Below are 21,987 nucleotides of genomic sequence, written 5' to 3'. Positions count from 1 at the left end.
GACCGACGCCGGGCGCGCCCTGCTCGGCGCCGACACGGTGCCCCGCTATTCGAGCGACCTGCCACGGGGCGGAAGAGCACGGGCGGCTCTCGGCGGCGAGGTCGGCTCCGGCACCGAGGCGCCCCTCGCGGTCTACCTGCCGGCATGCGTGAACACCATGTTCGGACCGGCCGGCGACGGCAGCGGCGAGGCGGGCATCGGCGTCACCGAGGCGTTCCGCCGCCTCGCCGAGCGCGCCGGCGTGCGGCTCGTCGTACCCGCGGGAGTCGACGCGCTCTGCTGCAGCACTCCCTGGACCTCGAAGGGATTCGCGGGCGGGCGCGACGCGATGATGCGGCGCGTGGCCGAGGCGGTCGCGACGTCGACCCGCGCCGGCGAGCTGACGGTGGTGACGGATGCCTCGAGCTGCACCGAAGGCTTCGTGCACCTGCTCGCCGAGGCCGGAGTCGATGCACGGGTCGAAGACGCCGTCTCGTTCGCCGAGCGTGTGCTCGTCCCCCGCCTCGGACCGGTGGCGCCGCGGATCGACACGCTCGCGCTGCACCCGACGTGCTCGTCGACGCAGCTCGGGCTCGATCCCGCGCTGCGCCGGGTCGCCGAGGTCGTCGCGCGAGACGTCGTCGTGCCCGATTCATGGGGATGCTGCGCCTTCGCGGGCGACCGCGGGATGCTGCATCCCGAGCTCACCGCGTCGGCCACCGCCGCCGAAGCCGCCGAGGTGCGCGCGCTCGGCGCCGACGCGCACGCCTCGTGCAACCGCACGTGCGAGCTCGGCATGACCCGCGCCACCGGCCAGGACTACCGCCACGTGCTGGAGCTGCTCGAAGAGGCGACCCGCTGACAGCGCTCAGCCGACGGTGGACTCGCGGACGACGAGCTCGGGCCGGAAGCGCACGGTGCGCTCGTGCCCACCGCCGTCCTCGTCCAGCTCCTTCAGCAGCAGGTCCACGGCGGTGTAGCCGATGAGGTGCGCGGGCTGACGGATCGAGCTCAGCGGCACGACGGTCGCCGAGGCGAAGTCGATGTCGTCGTAGCCGATCAGCGCGATGTCGCGCGGCACCTGCAGGTCGGACATCAGCGTGAACGCCTGCAGCGCCCCGACGGCCAGCAGGTCGTTCGCCGCGAACACCGCGTCGGGCCGATCGGCCTCGGGCCGCGAGCGGATCGCCTCGCCGGCGGCACGGCCCTGCAGCACCGACAGCGCCGGCATCTCGATGACCTCGAGGGTCGCGCCGGGAGCCTCGGCAACCGCGCGCCGCGCACCCTCGAGACGGTCGGCCACCTGCCGGATGGTCCCGGGCCCGCCGACGTAGGCGATGCGTCTGCGTCCGGTCGAGAGCAGGTGCGAGGCCGCGAGATAGCCGCCCTCGACGTCGTCCACCGAGACCGAGGCGAACTCGTGCCCCGAGTCCTCGTAGTCCACGAGGATCACGGGCACCCCGCCGGTACGCAGCCGTGTGAGCCGATCGAGGCCGCCGTCCACCGGCGTGACGAGCACGCCGTTGACCCGCTGCTCGCGGAAGAGGTCGAGATACGCGTCCTCGCGGTCCGGGCGCTCATCGCTGTTGCCGAGCAGCACGCTCATGCCCGACTCGGCGGCGCGGTCCTCGGCGCCTCGGGCGACCTCGGCGAAGAAGGGATTGCCGGCATCGAGCACGATCAGCGCGATGCTGCGGCTGCGCCCGGCCCGCAGCTGCCGCGCCGCGTCGTTGCGCACGAACCCGAGCTCGTCGATCGCCTGCATGACCCGCTCGACGGTCGCCGGCGACACCTTCGCCGGCCGGTTCAGCACGTTCGAGACGGTGCCGACCGAGACGGATGCCGCAGCCGCGACATCTCGCACGCTCACCACCATGTCACCACCCCGTCATCCCCGCGTGTGCGGTTCGCTGTCCGCGAGTGTAGGGCACCCCGCCCGCCGGGTCGCGCCAGCCGTGGCCTCGCGCGGCGCCCGGGCCTGCGGCATCCGTTCCCGTCGACAGGTCAACCAGGCCTCCACAGGAGCCTTCCCCCGGATTCCTCCTGCCGAAGGCCGGTTGACCTGTCGAACGGACACGCCGGGGTATCGACCACCGCCGCCGCGTCCTGCACCCTCACGCCATGCCGGCGCCGCGGCATCCGCCCGCCTCCACAGGTCAACCAGGCCTCCACAGGAGCTTCTCCCCCGAATTCCTCCTGCCGAAGGCCGGTTGACCTGTCGAACGGACATGCCGCGGCACCGACCACCGCAGTCGCGTCCTGCACCCCCACGCCATGCCGGCGCCGCGGCATCCGCTCGCCTCCACAGGTCAACCCGACCTCCACAGGAGCCTTCCCCCGGATTCCCCCTGCCGAAGGCCGGTTGACCTGTCGAACGGACACGCCGGGGCACCGACCCGCGTCAGGCATCGATGTGCGCCCCCTGACGCCGGGCGGACAGCTCGGCCAGGCGCTCTGCGACGGCCTGCTGCAGGTCAGGACCGGCGTGCTGGAAGAGCGCCTGCTGCAGCTGACGGCCCGGCATCCACTTGGTGGTCGTGCGGAGGGCCTCCGCACTCTCGGGGCTCTCGGCCTCGATGGTGTCCAGCAGCGCGGCGTACGCCTCCGGGTCGTCGATGATGGCGGCGAGGCTGGACTCCAGCCCGACCTGCGTCGGCGGCACGGGAAGCGCGCCGTCGTCTTCCACCTCCCACGAGTGCGACCCCGAGCCGACGTCGAACGACCGGCCGTCCGGCAGCACGACGGTCGCGGTGGTGTTCGGCGGCACGGTGGCCTCGATCCGGACGGTGCCACCCTCCCGGGTCCACTCCGAGCGAGCCCGGCCGTACGGCGTGAGGTGCTCGGCCGCGGCGTGAGCGAGCCCGGCCAGCGGCTGCGGCGCGATGCGGAGGCGCTGGTAGCCGGGTGCGTCGGGCGCAAGGCCGCCCACGACACGGTGCAGCCAGTCCGCGATCGCACCCAGCGCGTAGTGGTTGAACGAGGTCATCTCACCGGGATTGATCGTGCCGTCGGGCAGCATCGAATCCCAGCGCTCCCAGATCGTCGTCGCGCCCATGGTCACCGGGTACAGCCACGACGGGTTCTCGGTCTGCGTCAGCAGCCGGCGCGCGGTCTCGAGGTGTCCGGTCTGCGTGAGCGCGTCCTGGATGATCGGCGTGCCGACGAACCCGGTGCCGATGCGGTAGCCCGACTGCCGGGTCAGCTCGGCGAGCCGAGCTCCGAGCACCACGTGCTGCTCGGCCGGCGCGATGCCGAACACGATCGCCATTGCGTATGCCGTCTGCGCGTCCGACACCATGCGCCCCGCGGGTGTCACGTACTCCGCGAGGAACGCCGCCCGCACCTCCTCGGCGATGCGCGAGTACTCGGCCGCATCTTCGTCGTCGCCGAGCAGAGCCGCCGCCCGGGCGACCGCGTCCGCCGAACGGAAGAGGTACGCGCTCGCGACGATGTCGGTGTCGGTCTTGGCGTTCGCCGGCAGGTGCGGCGGGGCGTCGGGGTCGAGCCAATCGCCGAACTGGAAGCGGCCCTCCCAGAGCCGCCGCGGCCCGGCGATCTCGAGGACCGCGTCCGTCCACGCCTTCATGCTGCCGTACTGGCGTCCGAGTGTCGCGGTGTCGGCATAGCGCTCGTGGAGCACCCACGGCACGATCGTCGCGGCGTCGCCCCATGCGGCAGCCGGCTGCGGGTCGCCCAGCACGTTCGGCACCACGAAGGGCACGACGCCGTCCTTCTGCTCGATCTCGAGGTCGCGCAGCCACGAGTCCAGAAACCCGCGCACGTCGTAGAGGAAGCTTGCCGTCGGGGCGAACACCTGGATGTCGCCGGTCCAGCCGAGACGCTCGTCTCGCTGCGGGCAGTCGGTCGGAACGTAGAGGAAGTTGCCGCGAAGGCCCCACACCACGTTCTCGTGCAGGCGATCGACGAGAGGATCGGATGCCTCGAACCAGCCGGTCCGCTCCATGTCGCTGTGGATGACGACCGCCGTCACGTCGGACGGGTCGAACTCGCCGGGCCAGCCGGAGATCTCGGCGTAGCGGAAGCCGTGGAAGGTGAACTCGGGCTCCCATTCCTCGATGCCCGCCCCGGCCAGGATGTAGTGGTCGGTCGCGGCGGCGGCCCGCAGCGGACGCGTGCCCAGCTCGCCGTGCTCGAGCACCTCGGCGTGGCGGAGCGTGATCTCGGAGCCCGCCGGCCCGGAGACCCGGATACGCAGGCGCCCCACGAGGTTCTGGCCGAAGTCGAGCACCGTCTTGCCGCTGGGAGTCGTGATGACCTCGCGCACGGGCAGCTCTTCGATCGGCCGCACGAAGGGCGACACGCGCGCCTCCGGAACCGCGATCGGCTCGTGCTCGACGACCGGCGCCCAGTCGGCGGCGTCGTAACCCGCCTCGGCGAAGCCACGACCGGCGGTGTCGGTCAGCGTCAGGCGTGCGTCGAAGTCCTCGCCGGCGTACAGACCGCTGGCGGTGACGGGTCCGGTCGCGGCCCGCCACGAGGTGCCGGTGGCGATCGTCTCGGTGCGTCCATCGGCGTACTCGACCACCAGCTGCGCCGCGAAGCGCGGCTGGTCGCCGTAGTGGCGGTGCGCGTTCGCGCGGAACCCGAACTGCTCGGTCGCCCAGGCGCCGGCCAGCCGCACGCCGAGCGCATTGGTGCCCTCGGTGAGCAGCGTCGTGACGTCGGTCGTCTCGTGAACGGTCCGCTCCCGGTAGGGCGTCCAGCCGGGCTTCATCACCTGGTCGTCCACGTCGGTGCCGTTGACCGCTGCCTGATAGACGCCGACGGCCGTCGCATAGAGGGTCGCCCGAGCCACGGGCCCCTCGACCTCGAACTCGGTGCGCAGGTAGGCCGGCTGCGCCTCCTGCGGCGGTGCGGCGAGGCCGACCGTCGCGGCCGCCCACTCGCCGTCCGCCAGGAAGCCGGCGAAGACGCGCCGCGGCTCGCTCCACGACCCCTCCACGTCATCCTCTCCCCTGACCCGCACGCGCAGCCACGCCTCCTCGCGCGGCGCGAGCGGTGCGAACGGCCACGGCACCTGCGCCGATTCGCGCCCCGTCACGCGGTGGGTCTCGACGCCGGCCGCGCGGGTGAGCTCGAGCTCAGCTCCGCGCTGCCGCCAGTCAGGGGCATCGGTCTCGGTCCGCCAGCCGAGGCTGGGCGCCGCAGTAGCGACGACATCGCTGCGGTAGGGGGCTTCGATGACGACACGCGTGGTCGGCTGGCTCATGACACTCCTTCGTTCACTGATCTGATTTCGCTGTCGGCGCTGCGGCCGGGTCAGGCCGGCACGCTCGCGTGCGGCTGTGCGACGGCGGGTGCCGTCACCGAGATGCGGTGGACGCCGTGACCGAGCTCCGCGGGGGCCGGACCGCCGTCGACCACGACGGCCGAGGCATCCGTCACCGGCAGGTCGAGGGTCGCCGTCGCACCGAAGGGCACCTCGAGGGTCGCCTCGAGGCCGTCGTCGCCGACCCGCCACTCGATGGCGAGCCGCCCGAAGCGGGTGTCGATCGACGCGGCCGCGTGGTCGATGCCGACGGCCGGGCGCGGCGCCACGTGCACGCGACGGTAGCCGGGCGCCTCCGGATCCGGCGCGAGCCCCGCCACGGTCCGGTACACCCAGTCGATCATCGCCCCGTAGGCGTAGTGGTTGAACGAGAGCATGCCGTTGTTCTCGGGCCCGTCCTCGGTGGGCGCGGCGTCCATGGCGCCGGAGTGGATGGAGCCGTCGGGGAGAATCGCGTCCCAGCGTTCCCACACCGTCGTCGCTCCCCGGTCGACCTGGTAGAGCCACGAGGGCGCCTCGCGCCGGAGCACCATGAGGAACGCCTCGTCGAGGTGCCCGAAACGCGACAGCGCGAACAGCACGAGCGGCGTGCCCAGGAATCCGGTGGCGATCCGGCCGTTCTCGCGTCGGACGTTCTCGGCCAGGTCGCGGGCGATGTCGGCATGCCGCTCGACGGGAGCGAGTCCGAACTCGATGGCGAGCGCGGCACCGGTCTGGGTGGCGATCGCCTCTTCACCCCAGCGGGCGAAGGTCTCTGCGGCCACCCGGTCGGCAAGGGCGTCGTACTCCACGGCCCGCGCGGCGTCGCCCACCAGTCGCTCCGCGCGCGCCAGCAGCCGAGCCGAGCGCACGTAGAAGGCGTTCGAAACGAAGTCGCTCGACACCTTCGCCTCCCACGGGCGATCGGCGGGCGCATCGGGGTCGAGCCAGTCCCCGTACTGGAAGCCGTCCCGCGGCAGCACGATCGCGTCGCCCGCGCGGCGGCGCAGATGCTCGACCCAGCGCCGCATGCTGTCGAGCTGCCGCGAGAGGATCTCGGCCGAGCCGTACGACTCGTACACCGCGAAGGGAACGATGGTGGCGGCATCCGCCCAGCCGGCACGGCCCATATTCTCGATCGAGCCGTCCTGCATGACGATGTCCTGCGGGCGGATGATGTCGGGCACGACGGACGGCACGCCGCCCTCGTCGGTCTGGTCGATCTCGAGATCGCGCAGCCACGACGCCCAGAACGCCTCGGAGTCCATCAGCGTGCTCGCCGTCGCCGCGAACGCCTGCGCGTCGCCGGTCCAGCCGAGCCGCTCGTCGCGCTGCGGGCAGTCGGTCGGAACCGAGACGAAGTTGTCGCGCTGCGACCACACGACGTTCGAGTGGAATCGGTCCAGCGCCTCATGCGACGACGTGAACGTGCTCCGCGCGACGAGGCCGCTCGAGATCGCCACCGCGACGGCCGAGACGACCTCGGCGCCGTCGACGTCGGCGTAGCGGAAGCCGTGGAAGGTGAACGCAGGCTCGAGCGTGTGCTCGCCGTCGCGATCGAGCGTGTACACGTCGGTGGCCTTGGCCGATCGCAGCGCCGTGAGGTGCAGGTCGCCCGAGGGCTCGAGCACCTCGGCATGGCGGACGGTCACGACGTCCCCCGCCCGCCCGCGCACCGTGAGCCGCACCCAGCCCGAGATGTTCTGCGCGGCGTCGAGCCTGGTTCGTCCAGCGTGGCCGGTCGCGCTCATCGGCAGCTCCGCCACGACGCGCACCGGCGGAGCGGAACGAGGCTCGAATCGTGCGGGCTCGACATCGATGACGGATGCCGCGACCCAGTCCTCGTCCGTGAACCCCGGCTCGTGCACGGCCGGCTCGTCGAGGCGCAGGTCGGTGACCGTGCCGTCGTAGATGCTCGCACTGCGGACCGCTCCGAAGCCGCCCCGCCACGAGGCATCCGTCACCACCGCCGTCTGCCCGTCGACCTCGAGCTGGGCGAGGGCGCCGGTGCGGTCGCCGTAGATGGCGGTGCGCCGCGCGAAGCCGAAGCTGCCGCGGTACCACCCGTCCGCGACGGCGAGCACGATGACATTCGCTCCCTCGCGGAGGAGCGGGGTCACGTCGAGCGTGTCGACGAGGATGCGCTCCTGATACGAGGTCCAGCCGGGGGTGAGGTGCGCGTCGGTGGCGCGGACGCCGTTGATCCATGCGTCGACAAGGCCGAGCGCGCTCAGTCTCAGGCGTGCGACCGCGGGCGCCGCGTCGAGCGCGAACTCGCGGCGCAGCAGCTGCACCGGGCCGTCCGCGGGGGTGTCGATGCCGACGACCTGCGCGGCGAGGTCGCCGCCGTCGACGCCCGCCTCGACGACGAGGTGCTTGCTCCACGCCGACCACCCGGTGGCCGTCGCCACCCGCACCGAGAAGGCGCGCCGTTCGCGGGGCTGGAGATCCCTCTCGATCCGGATGCCGCCGCCGCTGTCTCCGGCGATCGGCTCCGCCTCGACGAGCTCGCCGCCCTCGGGCCCTGCGGCGACCTGCACCCCGAGCACGCGGGCCTCGGGGGCGTCGCTCTCGGCCCGCCAGTCCAGACGCAGGCCGTGTCGCGGCACGCCCAGCAGACCGGGAGCGTGCTGGGTGCGCACCGCCACCACGCGGGTGGCGGAGTCGAGCACGGAAGGGGCGGGAAGAGCCGTCATGGCTGTGTCCTTTCGGCAGGGGCAGCTCTGCCCCCGCGTCGACGATCGTTGCCGGGCCGGTTCGAGGCCCGATGCCTGGGTCCATCGTGAAACGATTCAGGATTCTTGTCAACCGAAGTGTAGACCGTTACACGATCGTGACGGCTCGTTTGCGAAACAACTGTTGACGGGCAACCTCGGGCGTCGTACGTTACGAGGGTTGAATGGTTTCAACGTCAATGATCGACGTACCGTTCTCAGGCACCAGGAATCCGGCAGCGCGGGCGGATCTCGCCCGCAGCGTCTTTACAAGGAGGTAAAGCATGAAGAGCACCCGAACTCGGAGACTGCTCGTGGTGACGGCAGGGGTCGCGGCACTCGCGCTTCCGCTGGCCGCGTGCAGCGGTGGCGGCGGCGGTGGCGCCGACGGCGGCGTGGAGATCTCATTCCTCACGCAGAACACCGGCACGAACGTCGAGATCGCCGAAGCGCTGATCGAGGCCTTCGAGGCCGAGAACCCCGACATCACGGTCCGGCTCGAGACGCAGCCAGCCGGCACCGAGGGCGACAACCTCATGAAGACCAAGCTCGCCACCGGCGAGATGGAGGACGTCTTCTACTACAACTCCGGCTCGCTCTTCCAGGCGCTGAACCCCGATCAGAACCTCGTCCCGCTGGACGACGAGCCGTGGGTGGGCGACCTCATCGAAACCATGACCGCCGTGGTCTCCACCGACAACGGCATCTACGGCGCCCCGTTCGGCTCCACCCAGGCGGGCGCCGTCGTCTACAACAAGGCGATCTACGCCGACCTCGGCCTCGAAGTGCCCACCTCGTGGGACGAGTTCGCAGCGAACAATGAGGCCATCAAGGCCGCAGGCATCGCTCCGGTCATCCAGACCTACGGCGACACCTGGACCAGCCAGCTGTTCGTGCTCGGCGACTTCGGCAACGTCCTCGCGCAGGACCCGGACTGGGCCGAGGAGTACACCGCCGGCGAGCGCAAGTACGTCGACGAGCCGGCCCTCGCGGGCTTCGCGAACCAGCAGGCCGCGTTCGACGCCGGCTGGTGGAACGAGGACTTCGCGTCGGCGCTGTACGACGACGGTGCACGCATGGTCGCCACCGGCGAGGGGGCGCACTACCCGATCCTCACCGGCATCGTGTCGACCTTCCAGCAGAACTACCCCGATGAGCTCGAGAACATCGGCGTCTTCCCGCTGCCCGCGCAGAACGCCGAAGACACCAAGCTCACGGTGTGGCTGCCCAACGCGGTGTACATCCCCAAGACGACCGAGGGCGACAAGCTCGAGGCCGCCAAGACGTTCATCGCCTTCATCAACTCCGAGGGCGGCTGCGAGGTGCAGACGACGGTCATGGTTCCCAGCGGACCGTTCGCGACCGAGGCCTGCACGCTCCCGGATGACGTGCCGGGCCTGCTGAAGGACATGCAGCCGTACTTCGACGAGGGCAACACCAACCCGGCTCTCGAGTTCCTGTCCCCCATCAAGGGCCCGAACCTCGAGAACATCACGGTCGAGGTGGGCTCCGGCATCCGCTCGGCGGAAGACGGCGCCGCCCTCTACGACGAGGATGTCGTCAAGCAGGCGCAGCAGCTCGGACTCGAAGGCTGGTGATCGGCCGAGCCTGACCTGCCGGGCCCAGCCTGACCTGCCGGGCCCAGCCTGACCTGCCGGGCCCAGCCTGACCTGTCGGATCCGGGGGCCGCGTCGCACGCGGCGCGGCCCCCGATGACATCAATGGAGATGACATGACGACCATCGCGGAACGCCCGCGCGAGAAGACCACTCCTCCTCCCCCGGGTACCAAGCGCAAGCGCATGAAGAGCATGTACCCGACGTGGTTCTACATCCCGTCCGGCGTGCTCTACGTCGTTCTGTTCGCAGTCCCGACGTTCGCGTCGTTCTACTTCGCGCTGACGCGGTGGACGCTGTTCGACGCCACGTTCATCGGCTTCGACAACTTCGTGGCATTCCTGACCGAGCCGATGCTCTTCCAGAGCCTCGTCAACACCTTCATCTACGGGTTCCTGACCTCCGGGCTGAAAGTCGTGCTCGGCCTTGGACTGGCCGTGCTGCTGACCGGAGCGATCTTCGGTCGCGGATACCTGCGCTCGACGATCTTCTTCCCGGTTCTCGTCTCGACGATCGGCGTGGGCGTCACCTTCAAGGTGCTGATGGACCCGTTCGACGGGCTCATCAACAAGTCGCTCGCCGTCTTCGGGATCGAAGGCCCCGGGTGGCTGACCGATCCCGCTCTGGCGATCTACTCGATCGCGCTCGTCGACGTCTGGAAGGGCGTCGGCATCGCGACCCTCATCTACATCGCGGGCATCGTGGCGATCCCACAGGAGTACTACGAGGCGGCGAAGGTCGACGGCGCCGGGGCGTGGAAGAACTTCTGGCAGATCACACTGCCCCTGGTCCGACCCGCGACGGCGACCGTGGTGCTCCTCTCGCTCATCGGCGGACTGCGCTACTTCGAGCTGATCTGGGCCATGACCCGAGGCGGACCGGGATTCTCGAGCGACGTCATCGCATCCGTCATCTACAAGCAGTATCAGGCGGGCTTCTACGGGCTGTCGACGGCGGGGAACGTCATCCTGTTCCTCGTCGTCACAGCGATCATCCTCCCGATCCAGTACTTCCTGACGCGTCGGCAGGTGGAATCATGACCATCACTCGCACACTCACCACCGCCGACGGCAAGGCGCGCATCCCCCGCGCCGACCGCAGGCCGATGACGGTCAAGCGCTTCCTGCGAAAGTATTTGCTCGGCGTCATCGCGATCATCGCGTCGATCATCGTGTTCATCGTGCCGTTCGCATTCATCTTCCTGACCGCGGCCAAGAATTCGCAGGAGGCGTCGCTCTTCGAGTTCTCACTTCCCCAGCAGGGCTGGATGCTGTGGGAGAACCTCGTCACCGTTCTCCAGACGCGCGACTTCATCCTCGTGCGGGCGTTCGTCAACAGCACGATCCTCACCGTGGCGAGCGTGACCATCATGGTGGTGCTCGCCGCGATGGTCGGCTATGTGCTTCAGCGACGCAAGTCGCGCTGGAACCATCTGATCAACTTCTTCGTGCTCGCCGGCCTCATCGTGCCGCCGGCCGTCGTTCCGACGATCTGGGTGATGCAGGGCCTCGGGATCTTCAAGACGATGCCGGGCATGATCCTCATCGAAGTCACCTTCGGTCTTTCGTTCTGCATCCTGCTGTTCCGCGCGTTCGTCTCGACGATCCCGCGCGAGCTGGACGAGGCGGCGACAATCGACGGGGCGGGGCCGATGCGACTGTTCTTCCAGGTCGTCCTGCCACTGCTCAAGCCCGTCGTGGTCACGGTCATCGTCGTGCAGGCGGTGGCCGTGTTCAACGACTTCGTCGGACCGCTGTACTTCCTGCCCGGCGACGCCAATGCGACGGTGCAGCTGACTCTGTACAACTTCTCGAGTCAGAACCTCACCGAGTGGAACCTGCTGTTCATGGACATTCTGCTCATCACGATCCCGCCGTTGATCCTGTACATCTTCTTCAACCGCCAGATCGTCGCCGGCATGACCAGCGGAGCGGTCAAGGGGTGACGACGGGTGCGACCGGCATCACCAGTACTCCGCGGGCACCGTCCCGCGGAGCCAGGCCAGCTCGTTGTCGCGGATGAAGATCGACAGCGTCTCGTCCTGATCGAGATCCCCGCCGAGCCAGTCGAACAGGATGCCGAGCAGCTCGTTCGCCGAATCCAGATCGGGATCGGACACGACCCGCTCCCACGTCCCGACGAATCCGTCGGGCGTGGGAACGGTCGTGACGAGCTTCGAGATGTACTTCGGGCCGGGCAGCATCACGTGCGCCGCGGCGAGGGCGGCCCGCGCAGCGGCGAGCGCCAGGTGCAGCGCGGCGTGGCGACGGAGGAACTCGTCGCCCCGCTCGAGCGCCTGACGCAGGAAGTACCCGCCGTACAGTCGCGCCTGCGACAGGTACGAGCGGACCCGTTCGTCCCACACGTCGTCGGGCAGCCGCGTGATGCGCTGGATCACCTCGGCGAGGTCGGGCGCGGCGCGCCCCGAGCGCCACGCGATCCGCGCGCCGAGGAACGACGCGCGGGTCGGATCGTCGGCTCCCTCCGCTGCGGCGGTCAGGTACGACGGGCTCGCCAGCTTGATGTCGATGTACGAGCCCGGGTAATCGAGCCCGTACCGCTCGATCCACGCGAATCGTCCGGCGGCCGTCTCGGCGGCGAAGCGCTCCTCTTCCACGATGAGATACACGTCGACGTCGGAGTCCGCGCGCTCCCGGCCCTGTGCGACCGATCCCACGACGATGACCGCGAGCACCCCGGGGTCGTCTCGCACCGAATCGACATAGGCGGCCAGTGCCCGATCCTGCTGCTCCACGTGTGCTCCTTCGCCTGCGGCTCCGCACCACGCTATCGAGTTCCCGGCTTGCAGGAGAGCCGACCATCCCTTATCGTTGAAACGATTCATCGAGCGACCCTCCGGTACGCTCATCGCCGCCCGAAGGAGCGCACCCCATGACCAGCACCACCGCGACGACGCGTGTGTGCTTCGAGCTGCGGATCAAGCCCGAGCTGCTCGACGAGTACATCGCCCGGCACAGCCCGGTGTGGCCCGAGATGCTCGCCGAGATCGCCGCCGCGGGTCGCCGCAACTACTCCCTGTTCCTCGCCGACGGCGGCCGCCTCATCGGCTACTACGAGACCGATGACGACCAGGCGGCGCAGGCCTACCTCGCCGCGTCGCCTATCGCCGCCCGCTGGGAGGCCGAGATGGGCCGGTTCTTCGTCGGCCTGGACGGCCGGCCCGATCAGGCCGCCACGCCCCTCACCGAGATCTTCCACCTCGACGACCAGCTCACCGCAGTCGCGGCGCGCGCCCCACACGAAGAGAGCACCACATCATGACGACGCTGTCCCCAGAGATCCTCACGCAGCTCGAAGGCCAGGGCATCGAGCTGCCCAGCTGGGCCTTCGGCAACTCCGGCACCCGGTTCCGCGTGTTCACCACGCCTGGCACGCCGCGCGACCCGTTCGAGAAGATCGCCGACGCCGCCCAGGTGAACAAGCACACCGCTCTGGCCCCCAGCGTCGCCCTGCACATCCCGTGGGACAAGGTCGACTCCTACGACGACCTGCGCAGCCACGCCGAGGACCACGGCGTCGCGCTCGGCACCATCAACTCGAACACGTTCCAGGACGAGGACTACAAGTTCGGGGCGCTCACCCACGCCGACGAGAGCATCCGCCGGAAGGCGATCGATCACCACTTCGAGTGCATCGACATCATGAACGCCACCGGCTCGCGCGACCTGAAGATCTGGCTCGCCGAGGGCTCAAACTACCCCGGTCAGAACGACATGCGCGCCCGCCAGGACCGCCTCGCGAACTCGCTGCAGCAGATATACGCGCGGTTGTCGGACGAGCAGCGCCTGGTCCTCGAGTACAAGTTCTTCGAGCCGGCGTTCTACCACACCGACGTTCCGGACTGGGGCACCTCGTATGCCCAGGTGGCGGCCCTCGGCGAGCGCGCCGTGGTGTGCCTCGACACCGGACACCACGCGCCGGGCACCAATATCGAGTTCATCGTCATGCAGCTGCTGCGCCTCGGAAAGCTCGGCTCGTTCGACTTCAACTCGCGCTTCTACGCCGACGACGACCTCATCGTCGGCGCGGCCGACCCGTTCCAGCTGTTCCGGATCCTCTTCGAGGTGGTGCGCGGCGGCGGCCTGAACAACCCCGACGTGGCGTTCATGCTCGACCAGTGCCACAACATCGAAGACAAGATCCCCGGCCAGATCCGCTCCGTGCTCAACGTCCAGGAGATGACCGCCCGCGCCCTGCTCGTCGACCGGGCCGCGCTCGACGCCGCGCAGGCCGCCAACGACGTGCTCGCCGCCAACGCCGTGTTCATGGACGCGTTCTACACCGACGTGCGTCCGGCCCTCGCGCAGTGGCGCGAGTCGCGCGGACTGCCCGCCGACCCGATGGCCGCCTACGCGGCATCCGGCTACCAGGCCCAGATCGCCGCGGACCGCGTCGGCGGCACGCAGGCCGGCTGGGGCGCGTAATCGGGACCCCGACCCACCGGGGGCGTGGGATGCCGATCTCCGCGCCCCCGGTGCACACCACCACTGCCCTGTCTCGATCTGCGAGACGAACCCAGGCCACGACCGGGAACCGACGAAGGACCGATTGATGAGCGAGCCCTACTCCGCCGCCGACGGACTGGTGCGGGTCTACCCCGCCCGGGAGCCGAACGGCACCGGCCTCGTGTGGGCGCACGGCGGCGCCTTCGCGTTCGGCGACATCGACATGCCCGAGTCCGACTGGGTCGCACGGCAGCTGGCCGCCCGCGGGACCACGGTCGTCTCGGTCGACTACCGTCTCGCGCCGGTACCCGAAGGGTGGGATGCCGAGGCCCCGGCGCGGCCCGGACACCACTACCCCGCGGCATCCGACGACATGCTCTCGGCGTGGTCGTGGACGCTCGACAACGCCGACCGGCTCCGGATCGACCAGAACCGCGTGGCTCTCGGCGGCACCAGCGCGGGAGGCAACCTGGCCGCCGGCGCGACGGTGCGGCTGATCGAGCAGCGGTTCGTCCTCCTCCCCGCGCTCGTCGTCCTCGCCTATCCGACGCTCCTCGCCGTCCAGCCCGCGCCCGGTGCCGAGCTCCGCGCGCTCCTCGACGCGAATCCCGAGGCCGATCGCTTCGGCCCCGACGCCGTCCGCGGGATGTACGAGAACTACCTCGGCGGCACCGTCGACCAGGCCCCGCTCGGGGCTGTCCCCGGTCGCGCACGCCCCGTCGACCTCGTGCAGTTCCCGCCGACCCTCATCGTCAACGGCGAGATCGACGAGCTGCGCGTATCGGGCGAGGCGTTCGGCGCCACCCTGCGCGCCGCCGGACGATCCGTCGAGGTCGTGACCGAGCCCGGCACAGGACACGGTCACCTCAACAACCCGTATCTGCCCGCTGCCGCCGCGACCATCGACCGCATCGCCACCCGCCTGGACTCCCTGCTCCGCTCCGCGCACGCCACGGCTCCGCAGTCGCATTCTGCGCTCCCACCCGCGCCCGACCCGCAGAACCTGGCTGCGGAGAACGAGAACCCTCCGCTCCCCAGTCAGAACATGCGCGCCGAATCCGCCTGATACCGCAGAACGTGACTGCGGAGCACGCCCGAACCTCCGAGACGAAGGAACGAAGAACCCATGACGAACGAGACCGTTGACCAGCTGATCGCGCGGTCGAACCGCCTCGGCGCCGACCCCAAGAACACCAACTACGCCGGCGGCAACACGTCGGCCAAGGGCACCGACACCGACCCGGTCACGGGCGAGCCCGTCGAGCTGCTGTGGGTCAAGGGCTCGGGCGGCGACCTGGGCACCCTCAAGCCTCAGGGCCTCGCCGTCCTGCGCCTGGACCGCATGCGCGCCCTCGTCGACGTCTACCCCGGTCTCGAGCGCGAGGACGAGATGGTCGCCGCGTTCGACTACTGCCTGCACGGCAAGGGCGGCGCGGCTCCCTCGATCGACACCGCGATGCATGGCCTCGTCGACGCCGCGCACGTCGATCACCTCCACCCCGACTCGGGCATCGCGATCGCCACGGCCGCCGACGGCGAGCAGCTCACCAGCACCATCTTCGGAGACAAGGTGGTCTGGGTGCCGTGGCGTCGCCCCGGCTTCCAGCTGGGCCTGGACATCGCCGAGATCAAGGCGCAGAACCCGCAGGCGATCGGCTGCATCCTGGGCGGCCACGGCATCACCGCGTGGGGCGACACGTCCGAGGAGTCCGAGCGCAACTCGCTGTGGATCATCGAGACCGCCGCCGCCTACATCGCCGCCAACGGCAAGGCCGACCCGTTCGGCGGCGTCCGCGCCGGCTTCGAAGCCCTTCCCGAGACGGAGCGCCGCGCGAAGGCGGCCGCTCTGGCGCCGACCATCCGCGGCCTGGCGTCGACCGACAAGCCGATGGTCGGCCACTTCACCGACTCGATCGAGGTGCTGGAGTTCCTCGCGTCCGAGAAGGCGCCGGCTCTCGCCGAGCTGGGCACCAGCTGCCCGGACCACTTCCTGCGCACCAAGGTCAAGCCGCTCATCCTCGACCTGCCGGCGGACGCCGACGTCGAGGCATCCGTCGCCCGCTTGAAGGAGCTGCACGAGCAGTACCGCGCGGATTACCAGGCGTACTACGACGCCCATGCTTCGACGGGCTCAGCAACCGAACCCGCATCGCCGGCGATCCGTGGCGCCGACCCGCTCATCGTCCTCATCCCCGGCGTGGGCATGTTCTCGTACGGCGCGAACAAGCAGACCGCCCGCGTCGCCGGCGAGTTCTACGTCAACGCGATCAACGTGATGCGCGGCGCAGAGTCGCTGTCGACCTACTCGCCCATCTCGGACGCCGAGAAGTTCCGCATCGAGTACTGGGCGCTCGAAGAGGCCAAGCTGCAGCGCATGCCGAAGCCGAAGTCGCACCAGGGCCGCATCGCGTTCGTCACGGGCGCGGCATCGGGGATCGGCAAGGCCATCGCCACGCGCCTCGCCGCCGAGGGCGCGTGCGTCGTGGTCGCCGACCTCGATTTCGAGAAGGCGCAGGCCGCCGCCGCCGAGCTCGGCGGCACGGATGTCGCGATCGGCGTCGCAGCGAACGTCGCCGACGCCGAGGGCGTGCAGGCGGCGATCGACGCCACCGTGCTCGCGTTCGGAGGCATCGACCTCGTCGTCAACAATGCCGGCCTCTCGCTGTCGAAGCCGCTGCTCGAGACCACCGAGAAGGACTGGGACCTGCAGCACGACGTCATGGCGAAGGGCTCGTTCCTGGTGGCGAAGGCCGCCGCGAAGGCTCTCATCGAGCAGGGGCTCGGCGGCGACGTCGTCTACATCTCGTCGAAGAACTCCGTCTTCGCGGGACCCAACAACATCGCGTACTCGGCGACCAAGGCCGACCAGGCCCACCAGGTGCGGCTGCTCGCGGTCGAGCTCGGCGAGCACGGTGTGCGCGTGAACGGCATCAACCCCGACGGCGTCGTGCGCGGCTCGGGCATCTTCGCCTCGGGCTGGGGTGCGAACCGCGCCGCGACGTACGGTGTCAAGGAAGAGGACCTCGGCCAGTTCTACGCCAACCGCACGATCCTCAAGCGCGAGGTCGTGCCCGAGAACGTGGCCGACGCGGTGTACGTGCTCACCGGCCCCGAGCTGTCGCGCACGACCGGCCTGCACATCCCCGTGGACTCCGGCGTCGCAGCCGCCTTCCTCCGATGACGCAGGTGGTCGCGGCGGTCGACCTCGGCGCCACGAGCGGGCGCGTGATGCTCGGCTACGTCGAAGACGGGATGCTGCGGCTCGAAGCGGTCGCACGATTCCCCAACGGACCCGTGCCCGGGCCCGACGGCCTGCACTGGGACTTCACGGCGCTGTACCGGCACATCATCGAGGGCCTCGCCGAGGCACGGCGTCGCGAGCCCGGTCTCGCGAGCGTCGGCATCGACTCGTGGGCCGTCGACTACGGACTCGTGCACGGCGACGAGCTGCTCGGCGAGCCGTTCCACTACCGGGACGAGCGCACCGCGCGCGGCGTCGAGACGGTGCACGCACGGGCGCCGTTCGAGGAGCTCTACCGACGCAACGGCCTGCAGTTCCTGGCGTTCAACACGCTGTACCAGTACGCGGTCGAGGCCCGGCTCAGCGATGCCGAGGTCGCGCTCCTCATCCCCGACCTCGTGGCGTTCCTGCTGACCGGCGCGCGCGCAGCCGAGCGCACGAACGCCTCGACCACCGGCCTCGTCGACGTGAGCACCGGGCAGTGGGACCTGGAGCTCGCCGAGCGACTCGGGATCCCGGCATCCGTCCTTCCGCCGTTCGTCGACCCCGGCGAACGGCTCGGCGCACTGCGCGGGGAGGCCCGCGAGCGCGTCGGGGCCGCCCTCGACGTGATCGCGGTGGGCTCGCACGACACCGCCTCGGCCGTCGTCGCGGTGCCGCTGAGCACGCCCGACGCCGCCTACATCTCGTGCGGCACATGGGGGCTCGTCGGCGTCGAGCTCGACGCTCCCGTCGTGACCGACGCGGCCCGGGCGGCGAACTTCACGAACGAGGGCGGCGTCGACGGACGCGTGCGCTTCCTGCACAACGTCACCGGACTGTGGCTGCTGAGCGAATCGGTGCGCACGTGGGAGGCTGAGGACGGCGCGTCGATCGACCTTCCGGCGCTGCTGGATTCGGCGGCCGCCGTATCCGGCGACGACACCGGCGACGTTGCGCTGTTCGACGCCAACGACCCGCGGCTCTCGGCTCCGGGCGACATGCCGGCCCGGATCGCGGCGGTGCTCGAGGAGTCGGGCAGCGCCGTGCCGCCCTCGCGCGCGGCGTTCGCGCGGACGATCGTGGAGAGCATCGCGCAGGCCTTCGCGGATGCCGTCGCCACCGCCGCGCAGCTCACCGGGCGCGACGTCGACGTCATCCACATCGTCGGCGGCGGCGCCCTGAACCGCCTGCTGTGCCAGGCGACCGCCGACCGCTCCGGGCTCCCCGTGCTCGCTGGGCCGGTCGAGGCCACGGCCCTCGGCAACGTGCTGGTGCAGGCGCGGGCGCACGGTTGGTTCGGCCCCGATGCCACCCTGGAGGATCTGCGTCGCGTGGTCGCGGCATCCGTCTCTCCCGTGCGCTACGAGCCGCGCCGCGCCGAGTGAACGACCGGATGCCGAGGGCACGGGTTCTTGCGACGCGCAGACGGTCTGCTCCGCGCGAGTCCGGACGCTCGCGGCGCCGCCAGGATCAGCACGGAGGAGTGAGCAGATGAGCGGGTGGGGTGCGGCCTTCGACTGGGCGCGTCGGCATGTCGAGGCGGGACGCCTGCCGACCGCGGTGCTCGGCATCGCGACGGCCGAGGGCACGGTCGCCCTCGACGCGTTCGGCGCGACCGACGGCCGCACAGCGCGGGTCGACGACCCTTTCTGGCTCTTCTCGATCACCAAGGTGCTGACCGGGCTGACGGCGGCGCGCGCCGTCGAGCGCGGCCTCCTGACGACCGAGACGCCCCTCGCATCGGCGGTGCCCGAGTTCGGCGCCGGCCGTGACGATGTCGTGCGCCTGCGGCACCTCGTGAGCCACACCTCGGGAATCCCCGAGCCGTCGCTCGACCCTCCGCAGGGCCTGCGCGCCGCGCTCCTCGCACCGGGGCGCGACTTCGCCGCGGGCGCCGCCTCGCGCTACTCGACCGTCGCCTTCGAGGGGATCACCGAACTCGTGCGGCACGCGGCCGGGTGGGAGTGGGATGCCGACATCTCGGCGTGGGCGGGGGCCATCGGTGCAAACGGCTTCACGCTCGACCCCGGCGTCGACCCGCATCCCGTGGTCGACGCGGAGCGTCTGGGCCTCGACATGCGCGGATTCGCCGGCCACCGCAATCCGGGCGCCGGGATGATCGGCACCGCGGCGGACCTGCTGGCCCTGGGTTCGGAGCTGCTGCGCATCGGAGCAGACGAAGGGATCGCCTCGGCCGCGCTCCCGCGTCCGAACGGGGTCGTGCAGCCGGCGACCCTCGCGATGATGCGGCGGCCGCTGACCGGCGACATCCCGCGCCTCGAGCCGTACGTCGCCGAGCGCGGCCAGGACTGGGGCTTCACGTTCAACCTCCGCACCCGCGCGCCCGGACTGATCGACGGCGACGTGTTCGGGCACGGCGGCTGGGCGGGCACGGAGTTCTGGGTGCACCCGACCGCGGGCATCGCGTTCGTGCTGTTGACGAACCAGGCCGAGCGCCCGGGCGTCGAGCTCGACGAACTCGACAACGCCGTCGTCTCCGGCGTCTGACCTGGCCGGCGAAACGCGAGCCGGTCAGCCCGCGGGCGGACGGGTGGTCGTGCGCACGACGAGCTCGGTCTCGAACACCTCGTGCACGGGCTCGGTGCGTCCCGCGAGGCGCTCGAGCAGCAGCTCGACTGCGCGTGCACCCATGCGCTCCCCCGGTTGGTGGACCGTGGTGAGACCGACGGAGGGGTGCGAGGCGATGCGCACGTCGTCGTAGCCGGCGACCGAGATGTCGGCACCCACCTCGGCGATCGCGCGCAGCGCGCCGATGGCCAGCTCGTCATGGGCGGCGAAGACCGCGGTCGCGGTCGACCCCGCCTCGATCGCCGCGCGCACCGCGCGGTACGCGGCATCCTGTCCCTCGTCCGTGCGCCAGACGAGGTCGTCGGCGGCGAGACCGGCCCGCTCCATCGCCCTGTCGTACTCCCGCAGGCGCACGCCGTGCGGCAGGGTGCCGGTGGGGTCTGACTCGGGCAGTGTCAGGTGGGCGATCCGCTCGTGCCCCAGGCCGAGGAGGTGGCCCATGATCGCCGCGGTGCCGGCGACATCGTCGCCGGCGACGGCGTCGTAGCGCTCGGACCTGTCGAGGCGCCCGAACATCACCACCGGTGCAGAGGCGGCGATCCGCTCGAGCGCGGGCTGGTCCACGCGCGGCGACACGGCGATCACGCCGTCCACCTGCCGGTCGATCAGCGCCTCGATCGCGCGGCGGCCCTCACGAGAGCCCTCCTCGGCCGGCGCGATGATGAGCTGGTACGGCGTGCCCGCGAGCGCGCCGACGGCGCCGTGCACCATGCGCGTGAAGAACTGGTTGCCGAGGTCGGGCAGCTCGATGCCGATCGTGAACGTGCGCCCGCGCATGGCCCGCGCAGCGATGCGGGGGCGGTACTCCAGCTCGGTCATCGCCGCGTTCACACGCTCGCGCATGGAATCGCTCACGCCGTACGCATTGCGGAGCACCTTCGACACCGCCGCGCGGGAGACGCCGGCCAGGCGCGCCACGTCCTCGATCGTCGCGGGGCGATGGCGCTGGAGTGTCATGAGATGAGGCTAGTCCCGTCGGAGATACGCCCTGGGCCGCGCCGTCGGACGACGGCACGGCCCAGGTCGCAGGGATCGGATCAGCGCAGGACCACGACCAGTGACACGCCCTTGGCAGGCAGCACCGTGTCACTGCCGCTGTACGACACCGTGATCGGGTGGACTCCTCGATCCTGCGTCCCGATCGCCACCGTCGCGGTGCCGTCGACCAGCTCGACCTCGAACGACTCGCCGTCGACCTTCACGACGACGGTGCCGTCGGCGACGACGTCCCGCGCCAGCGGCCGCACGTCCACCTGCACGGTGAACTCGGTGCGCGAGTCGCCGACGATCCGATTCGGCTTGACCAGCACGATGGCCGAGGTCTGCGCCGCCACCGGGGCGCTGTCCGCCACTCCCGCCGGTCCGGTCGCCGGGGTCGCCGTCACCCGCACGCTCAGGGCGTGACCGCGGTCTTCACCGGTGACGCGATACTCCCGCTGGGTCGCGCCGCCGATGGCCTCGCCGTCACGCAGCCATTGGTAGGTGAAGGTGAGGCCCTCCTCGCTCCACACGCCGGGGTCCGCCGTGAGCTTCGCTCCCGGCTGCGGGTTTCCGGCGATGGACGGCGGAGTGGTCGCGACCGGCGCCGTGACGTCGATCGCCACGGTCGCCTGCAGCGGCAGATCACGTGAGGACGACCCCACCGAGATGCCGTAGCCGCCGTCGACGATGCGCCACGCGTCGGCATCGACGTCCCAGATCGAGAAGGGCTGGCTGCTCGCCGCGGAGTCCACGACGACCTCGACCCGCTTCTCCTCGCCCGGCGCCAGCTCGACGCGGTCGAAGCCGACCAGTCGCTTGCCCGGCTCGGCGGCCGCCTCGGGAAGGGCCAGGTACACCTGCGGGACCTCGGCACCCGCCACGTCACCCGCATTGCGCACCGTGAACGAGACGGTCGAGGCGACCGTGCCGGTAGGAGCGTCCACCGCGGTCTGCACGTCCAGCGCCGAGTACTCGAACTGCGTGTACGACAGGCCATGGCCGAACTCGAACAGCGGCTCGATCCCCTGCTCGTCGTACCACTTGTAGCCGACCTGCAGCCCCTCGCTGTAGCTCACCTGGCGGATCTCCGTCGATCCCTCGGGTCGCGTCGTCGAGCCGTCCGCGAAGACGCCGGGATATTGCTGCGGCG

The 21,987-nt window shown here is 70.6% G+C and carries 15 protein-coding genes and 1 pseudogene; 10 read left to right on the top strand and 6 right to left on the bottom strand.

Annotated features, from left to right (window positions below; all coding sequences use genetic code 11):
• The coding region (locus WYM_RS18150) for a (Fe-S)-binding protein (protein ID WP_026059918.1) at window positions 1-841 on the top strand (841 nt) is incomplete at its 5' end.
• 6 nt (window positions 842-847) lie between these two features.
• On the opposite strand, the gene WYM_RS18145 is transcribed toward WYM_RS18150, so the two are convergent.
• The 3 genes from WYM_RS18145 to WYM_RS20765 all read right to left on the bottom strand — a co-directional run bounded on the left by WYM_RS18145 (window position 848) and on the right by WYM_RS20765 (window position 7,944).
• Window positions 848-1,855, bottom strand: a complete 1,008-nt coding sequence (locus tag WYM_RS18145) for a LacI family DNA-binding transcriptional regulator (RefSeq protein ID WP_019182272.1) — start codon at window positions 1,853-1,855, stop codon at window positions 848-850.
• Window positions 1,856-2,380: 525 nt separating this feature from the next.
• Complete coding sequence (locus WYM_RS20770; RefSeq protein ID WP_019182271.1) at window positions 2,381-5,209, bottom strand: family 78 glycoside hydrolase catalytic domain; 2,829 nt, start codon at window positions 5,207-5,209, stop codon at window positions 2,381-2,383.
• A 50-nt stretch (window positions 5,210-5,259) separates the two neighbouring features.
• Window positions 5,260-7,944, bottom strand: coding sequence for an alpha-L-rhamnosidase (locus WYM_RS20765; RefSeq protein ID WP_019182270.1), 2,685 nt, complete (start codon window positions 7,942-7,944; stop codon window positions 5,260-5,262).
• Between the two features lie 302 nt (window positions 7,945-8,246).
• On the opposite strand from WYM_RS20765, the gene WYM_RS18130 reads away from it, so the two are divergent.
• The 3 genes from WYM_RS18130 to WYM_RS18120 all read left to right on the top strand — a co-directional run bounded on the left by WYM_RS18130 (window position 8,247) and on the right by WYM_RS18120 (window position 11,523).
• On the top strand, window positions 8,247-9,560 hold the full coding sequence (locus WYM_RS18130) for an ABC transporter substrate-binding protein (RefSeq protein ID WP_019182269.1): 1,314 nt from the start codon (window positions 8,247-8,249) through the stop codon (window positions 9,558-9,560).
• A gap of 134 nt (window positions 9,561-9,694) precedes the next feature.
• A complete protein-coding gene (locus WYM_RS18125) occupies window positions 9,695-10,618 on the top strand; it encodes a carbohydrate ABC transporter permease (protein WP_019182268.1) in 924 nt (307 codons plus the stop codon).
• The gene (locus WYM_RS18120; RefSeq protein WP_019182267.1) at window positions 10,615-11,523 is read left to right on the top strand and encodes an ABC transporter permease subunit; all 909 of its coding nucleotides are present in this window, start codon (window positions 10,615-10,617) and stop codon (window positions 11,521-11,523) included. Before WYM_RS18125 ends, WYM_RS18120 begins: the two co-directional genes overlap by 4 nt.
• 18 nt (window positions 11,524-11,541) lie before the next feature.
• Here the strand turns inward: WYM_RS18120 and WYM_RS18115 are convergent, their stop codons facing one another.
• Window positions 11,542-12,333 carry a nucleotidyltransferase domain-containing protein gene (locus WYM_RS18115; RefSeq protein WP_019182266.1) on the bottom strand — a complete coding sequence of 264 codons (792 nt, stop codon included), beginning with the start codon at window positions 12,331-12,333 and terminating at the stop codon, window positions 11,542-11,544.
• Between the two features lie 137 nt (window positions 12,334-12,470).
• Here WYM_RS18115 and WYM_RS18110 point away from each other — a divergent pair, with 137 nt between their 5' ends.
• The 6 genes and pseudogenes from WYM_RS18110 (at window position 12,471) to WYM_RS18085 (ending at window position 19,775) form a co-directional block, all read left to right on the top strand.
• Window positions 12,471-12,860 (top strand): L-rhamnose mutarotase, encoded by a 390-nt coding sequence (locus WYM_RS18110; RefSeq protein WP_019182265.1) that lies wholly within the window; start codon window positions 12,471-12,473, stop codon window positions 12,858-12,860.
• Window positions 12,857-14,023: an L-rhamnose isomerase gene (gene rhaI / locus WYM_RS18105; protein WP_019182264.1), complete on the top strand. Its 1,167-nt coding sequence runs from the start codon at window positions 12,857-12,859 to the stop codon at window positions 14,021-14,023. Before WYM_RS18110 ends, rhaI begins: the two co-directional genes overlap by 4 nt.
• Before the next feature lie 43 nt (window positions 14,024-14,066).
• Window positions 14,067-15,110, top strand: a pseudogene (locus WYM_RS18100) (alpha/beta hydrolase); the annotation flags it as partial.
• A gap of 60 nt (window positions 15,111-15,170) precedes the next feature.
• Complete coding sequence (locus WYM_RS18095; RefSeq protein WP_019182262.1) at window positions 15,171-17,225, top strand: bifunctional rhamnulose-1-phosphate aldolase/short-chain dehydrogenase; 2,055 nt, start codon at window positions 15,171-15,173, stop codon at window positions 17,223-17,225.
• The gene (locus tag WYM_RS18090; RefSeq protein WP_019182261.1) at window positions 17,222-18,652 is read left to right on the top strand and encodes a rhamnulokinase; all 1,431 of its coding nucleotides are present in this window, start codon (window positions 17,222-17,224) and stop codon (window positions 18,650-18,652) included. Before WYM_RS18095 ends, WYM_RS18090 begins: the two co-directional genes overlap by 4 nt.
• 106 nt (window positions 18,653-18,758) lie before the next feature.
• Entirely contained in the window at window positions 18,759-19,775 is a 1,017-nt protein-coding gene (locus WYM_RS18085; RefSeq protein WP_019182260.1) for a serine hydrolase domain-containing protein, read from the top strand.
• Between the two features lie 24 nt (window positions 19,776-19,799).
• Here WYM_RS18085 and WYM_RS18080 read toward each other — a convergent pair whose 3' ends face one another.
• Complete coding sequence (locus tag WYM_RS18080; protein WP_019182259.1) at window positions 19,800-20,813, bottom strand: LacI family DNA-binding transcriptional regulator; 1,014 nt, start codon at window positions 20,811-20,813, stop codon at window positions 19,800-19,802.
• An 80-nt stretch (window positions 20,814-20,893) separates the two neighbouring features.
• Window positions 20,894-21,987, bottom strand: a 1,094-nt coding sequence (locus WYM_RS20760; protein WP_040569503.1) for a fibronectin type III-like domain-contianing protein, incomplete at its 5' end; no start/stop codon positions are given.

The sequence above is a fragment of the Microbacterium yannicii PS01 genome (assembly GCF_000304335.1).
GTDB lineage: Bacteria > Actinomycetota > Actinomycetes > Actinomycetales > Microbacteriaceae > Microbacterium > Microbacterium yannicii_A.
Note: the sequence above shows the minus strand (reverse complement) of the source record. Positions and strands in the feature narration are given on the sequence as shown.

What these genes read in the sequence shown, in the direction of transcription:
- WYM_RS18090 (WP_019182261.1), top strand. Translation starts at nt 17,222, where the DNA reads ATGACGCAGGTGGTCGCGGCGGTCGACCTCGGCGCCACGAGCGGGCGC.
- rhaI (WP_019182264.1), top strand. Translation starts at nt 12,857, where the DNA reads ATGACGACGCTGTCCCCAGAGATCCTCACGCAGCTCGAAGGCCAGGGC.
- WYM_RS18080 (WP_019182259.1), bottom strand. Translation starts at nt 20,813, where the DNA reads ATGACACTCCAGCGCCATCGCCCCGCGACGATCGAGGACGTGGCGCGC.
- WYM_RS20770 (WP_019182271.1), bottom strand. Translation starts at nt 5,209, where the DNA reads ATGAGCCAGCCGACCACGCGTGTCGTCATCGAAGCCCCCTACCGCAGC.
- WYM_RS18120 (WP_019182267.1), top strand. Translation starts at nt 10,615, where the DNA reads ATGACCATCACTCGCACACTCACCACCGCCGACGGCAAGGCGCGCATC.
- WYM_RS18145 (WP_019182272.1), bottom strand. Translation starts at nt 1,855, where the DNA reads ATGGTGGTGAGCGTGCGAGATGTCGCGGCTGCGGCATCCGTCTCGGTC.
- WYM_RS20765 (WP_019182270.1), bottom strand. Translation starts at nt 7,944, where the DNA reads ATGACGGCTCTTCCCGCCCCTTCCGTGCTCGACTCCGCCACCCGCGTG.
- WYM_RS18085 (WP_019182260.1), top strand. Translation starts at nt 18,759, where the DNA reads ATGAGCGGGTGGGGTGCGGCCTTCGACTGGGCGCGTCGGCATGTCGAG.
- WYM_RS18110 (WP_019182265.1), top strand. Translation starts at nt 12,471, where the DNA reads ATGACCAGCACCACCGCGACGACGCGTGTGTGCTTCGAGCTGCGGATC.
- WYM_RS18130 (WP_019182269.1), top strand. Translation starts at nt 8,247, where the DNA reads ATGAAGAGCACCCGAACTCGGAGACTGCTCGTGGTGACGGCAGGGGTC.
- WYM_RS18125 (WP_019182268.1), top strand. Translation starts at nt 9,695, where the DNA reads ATGACGACCATCGCGGAACGCCCGCGCGAGAAGACCACTCCTCCTCCC.
- WYM_RS18095 (WP_019182262.1), top strand. Translation starts at nt 15,171, where the DNA reads ATGACGAACGAGACCGTTGACCAGCTGATCGCGCGGTCGAACCGCCTC.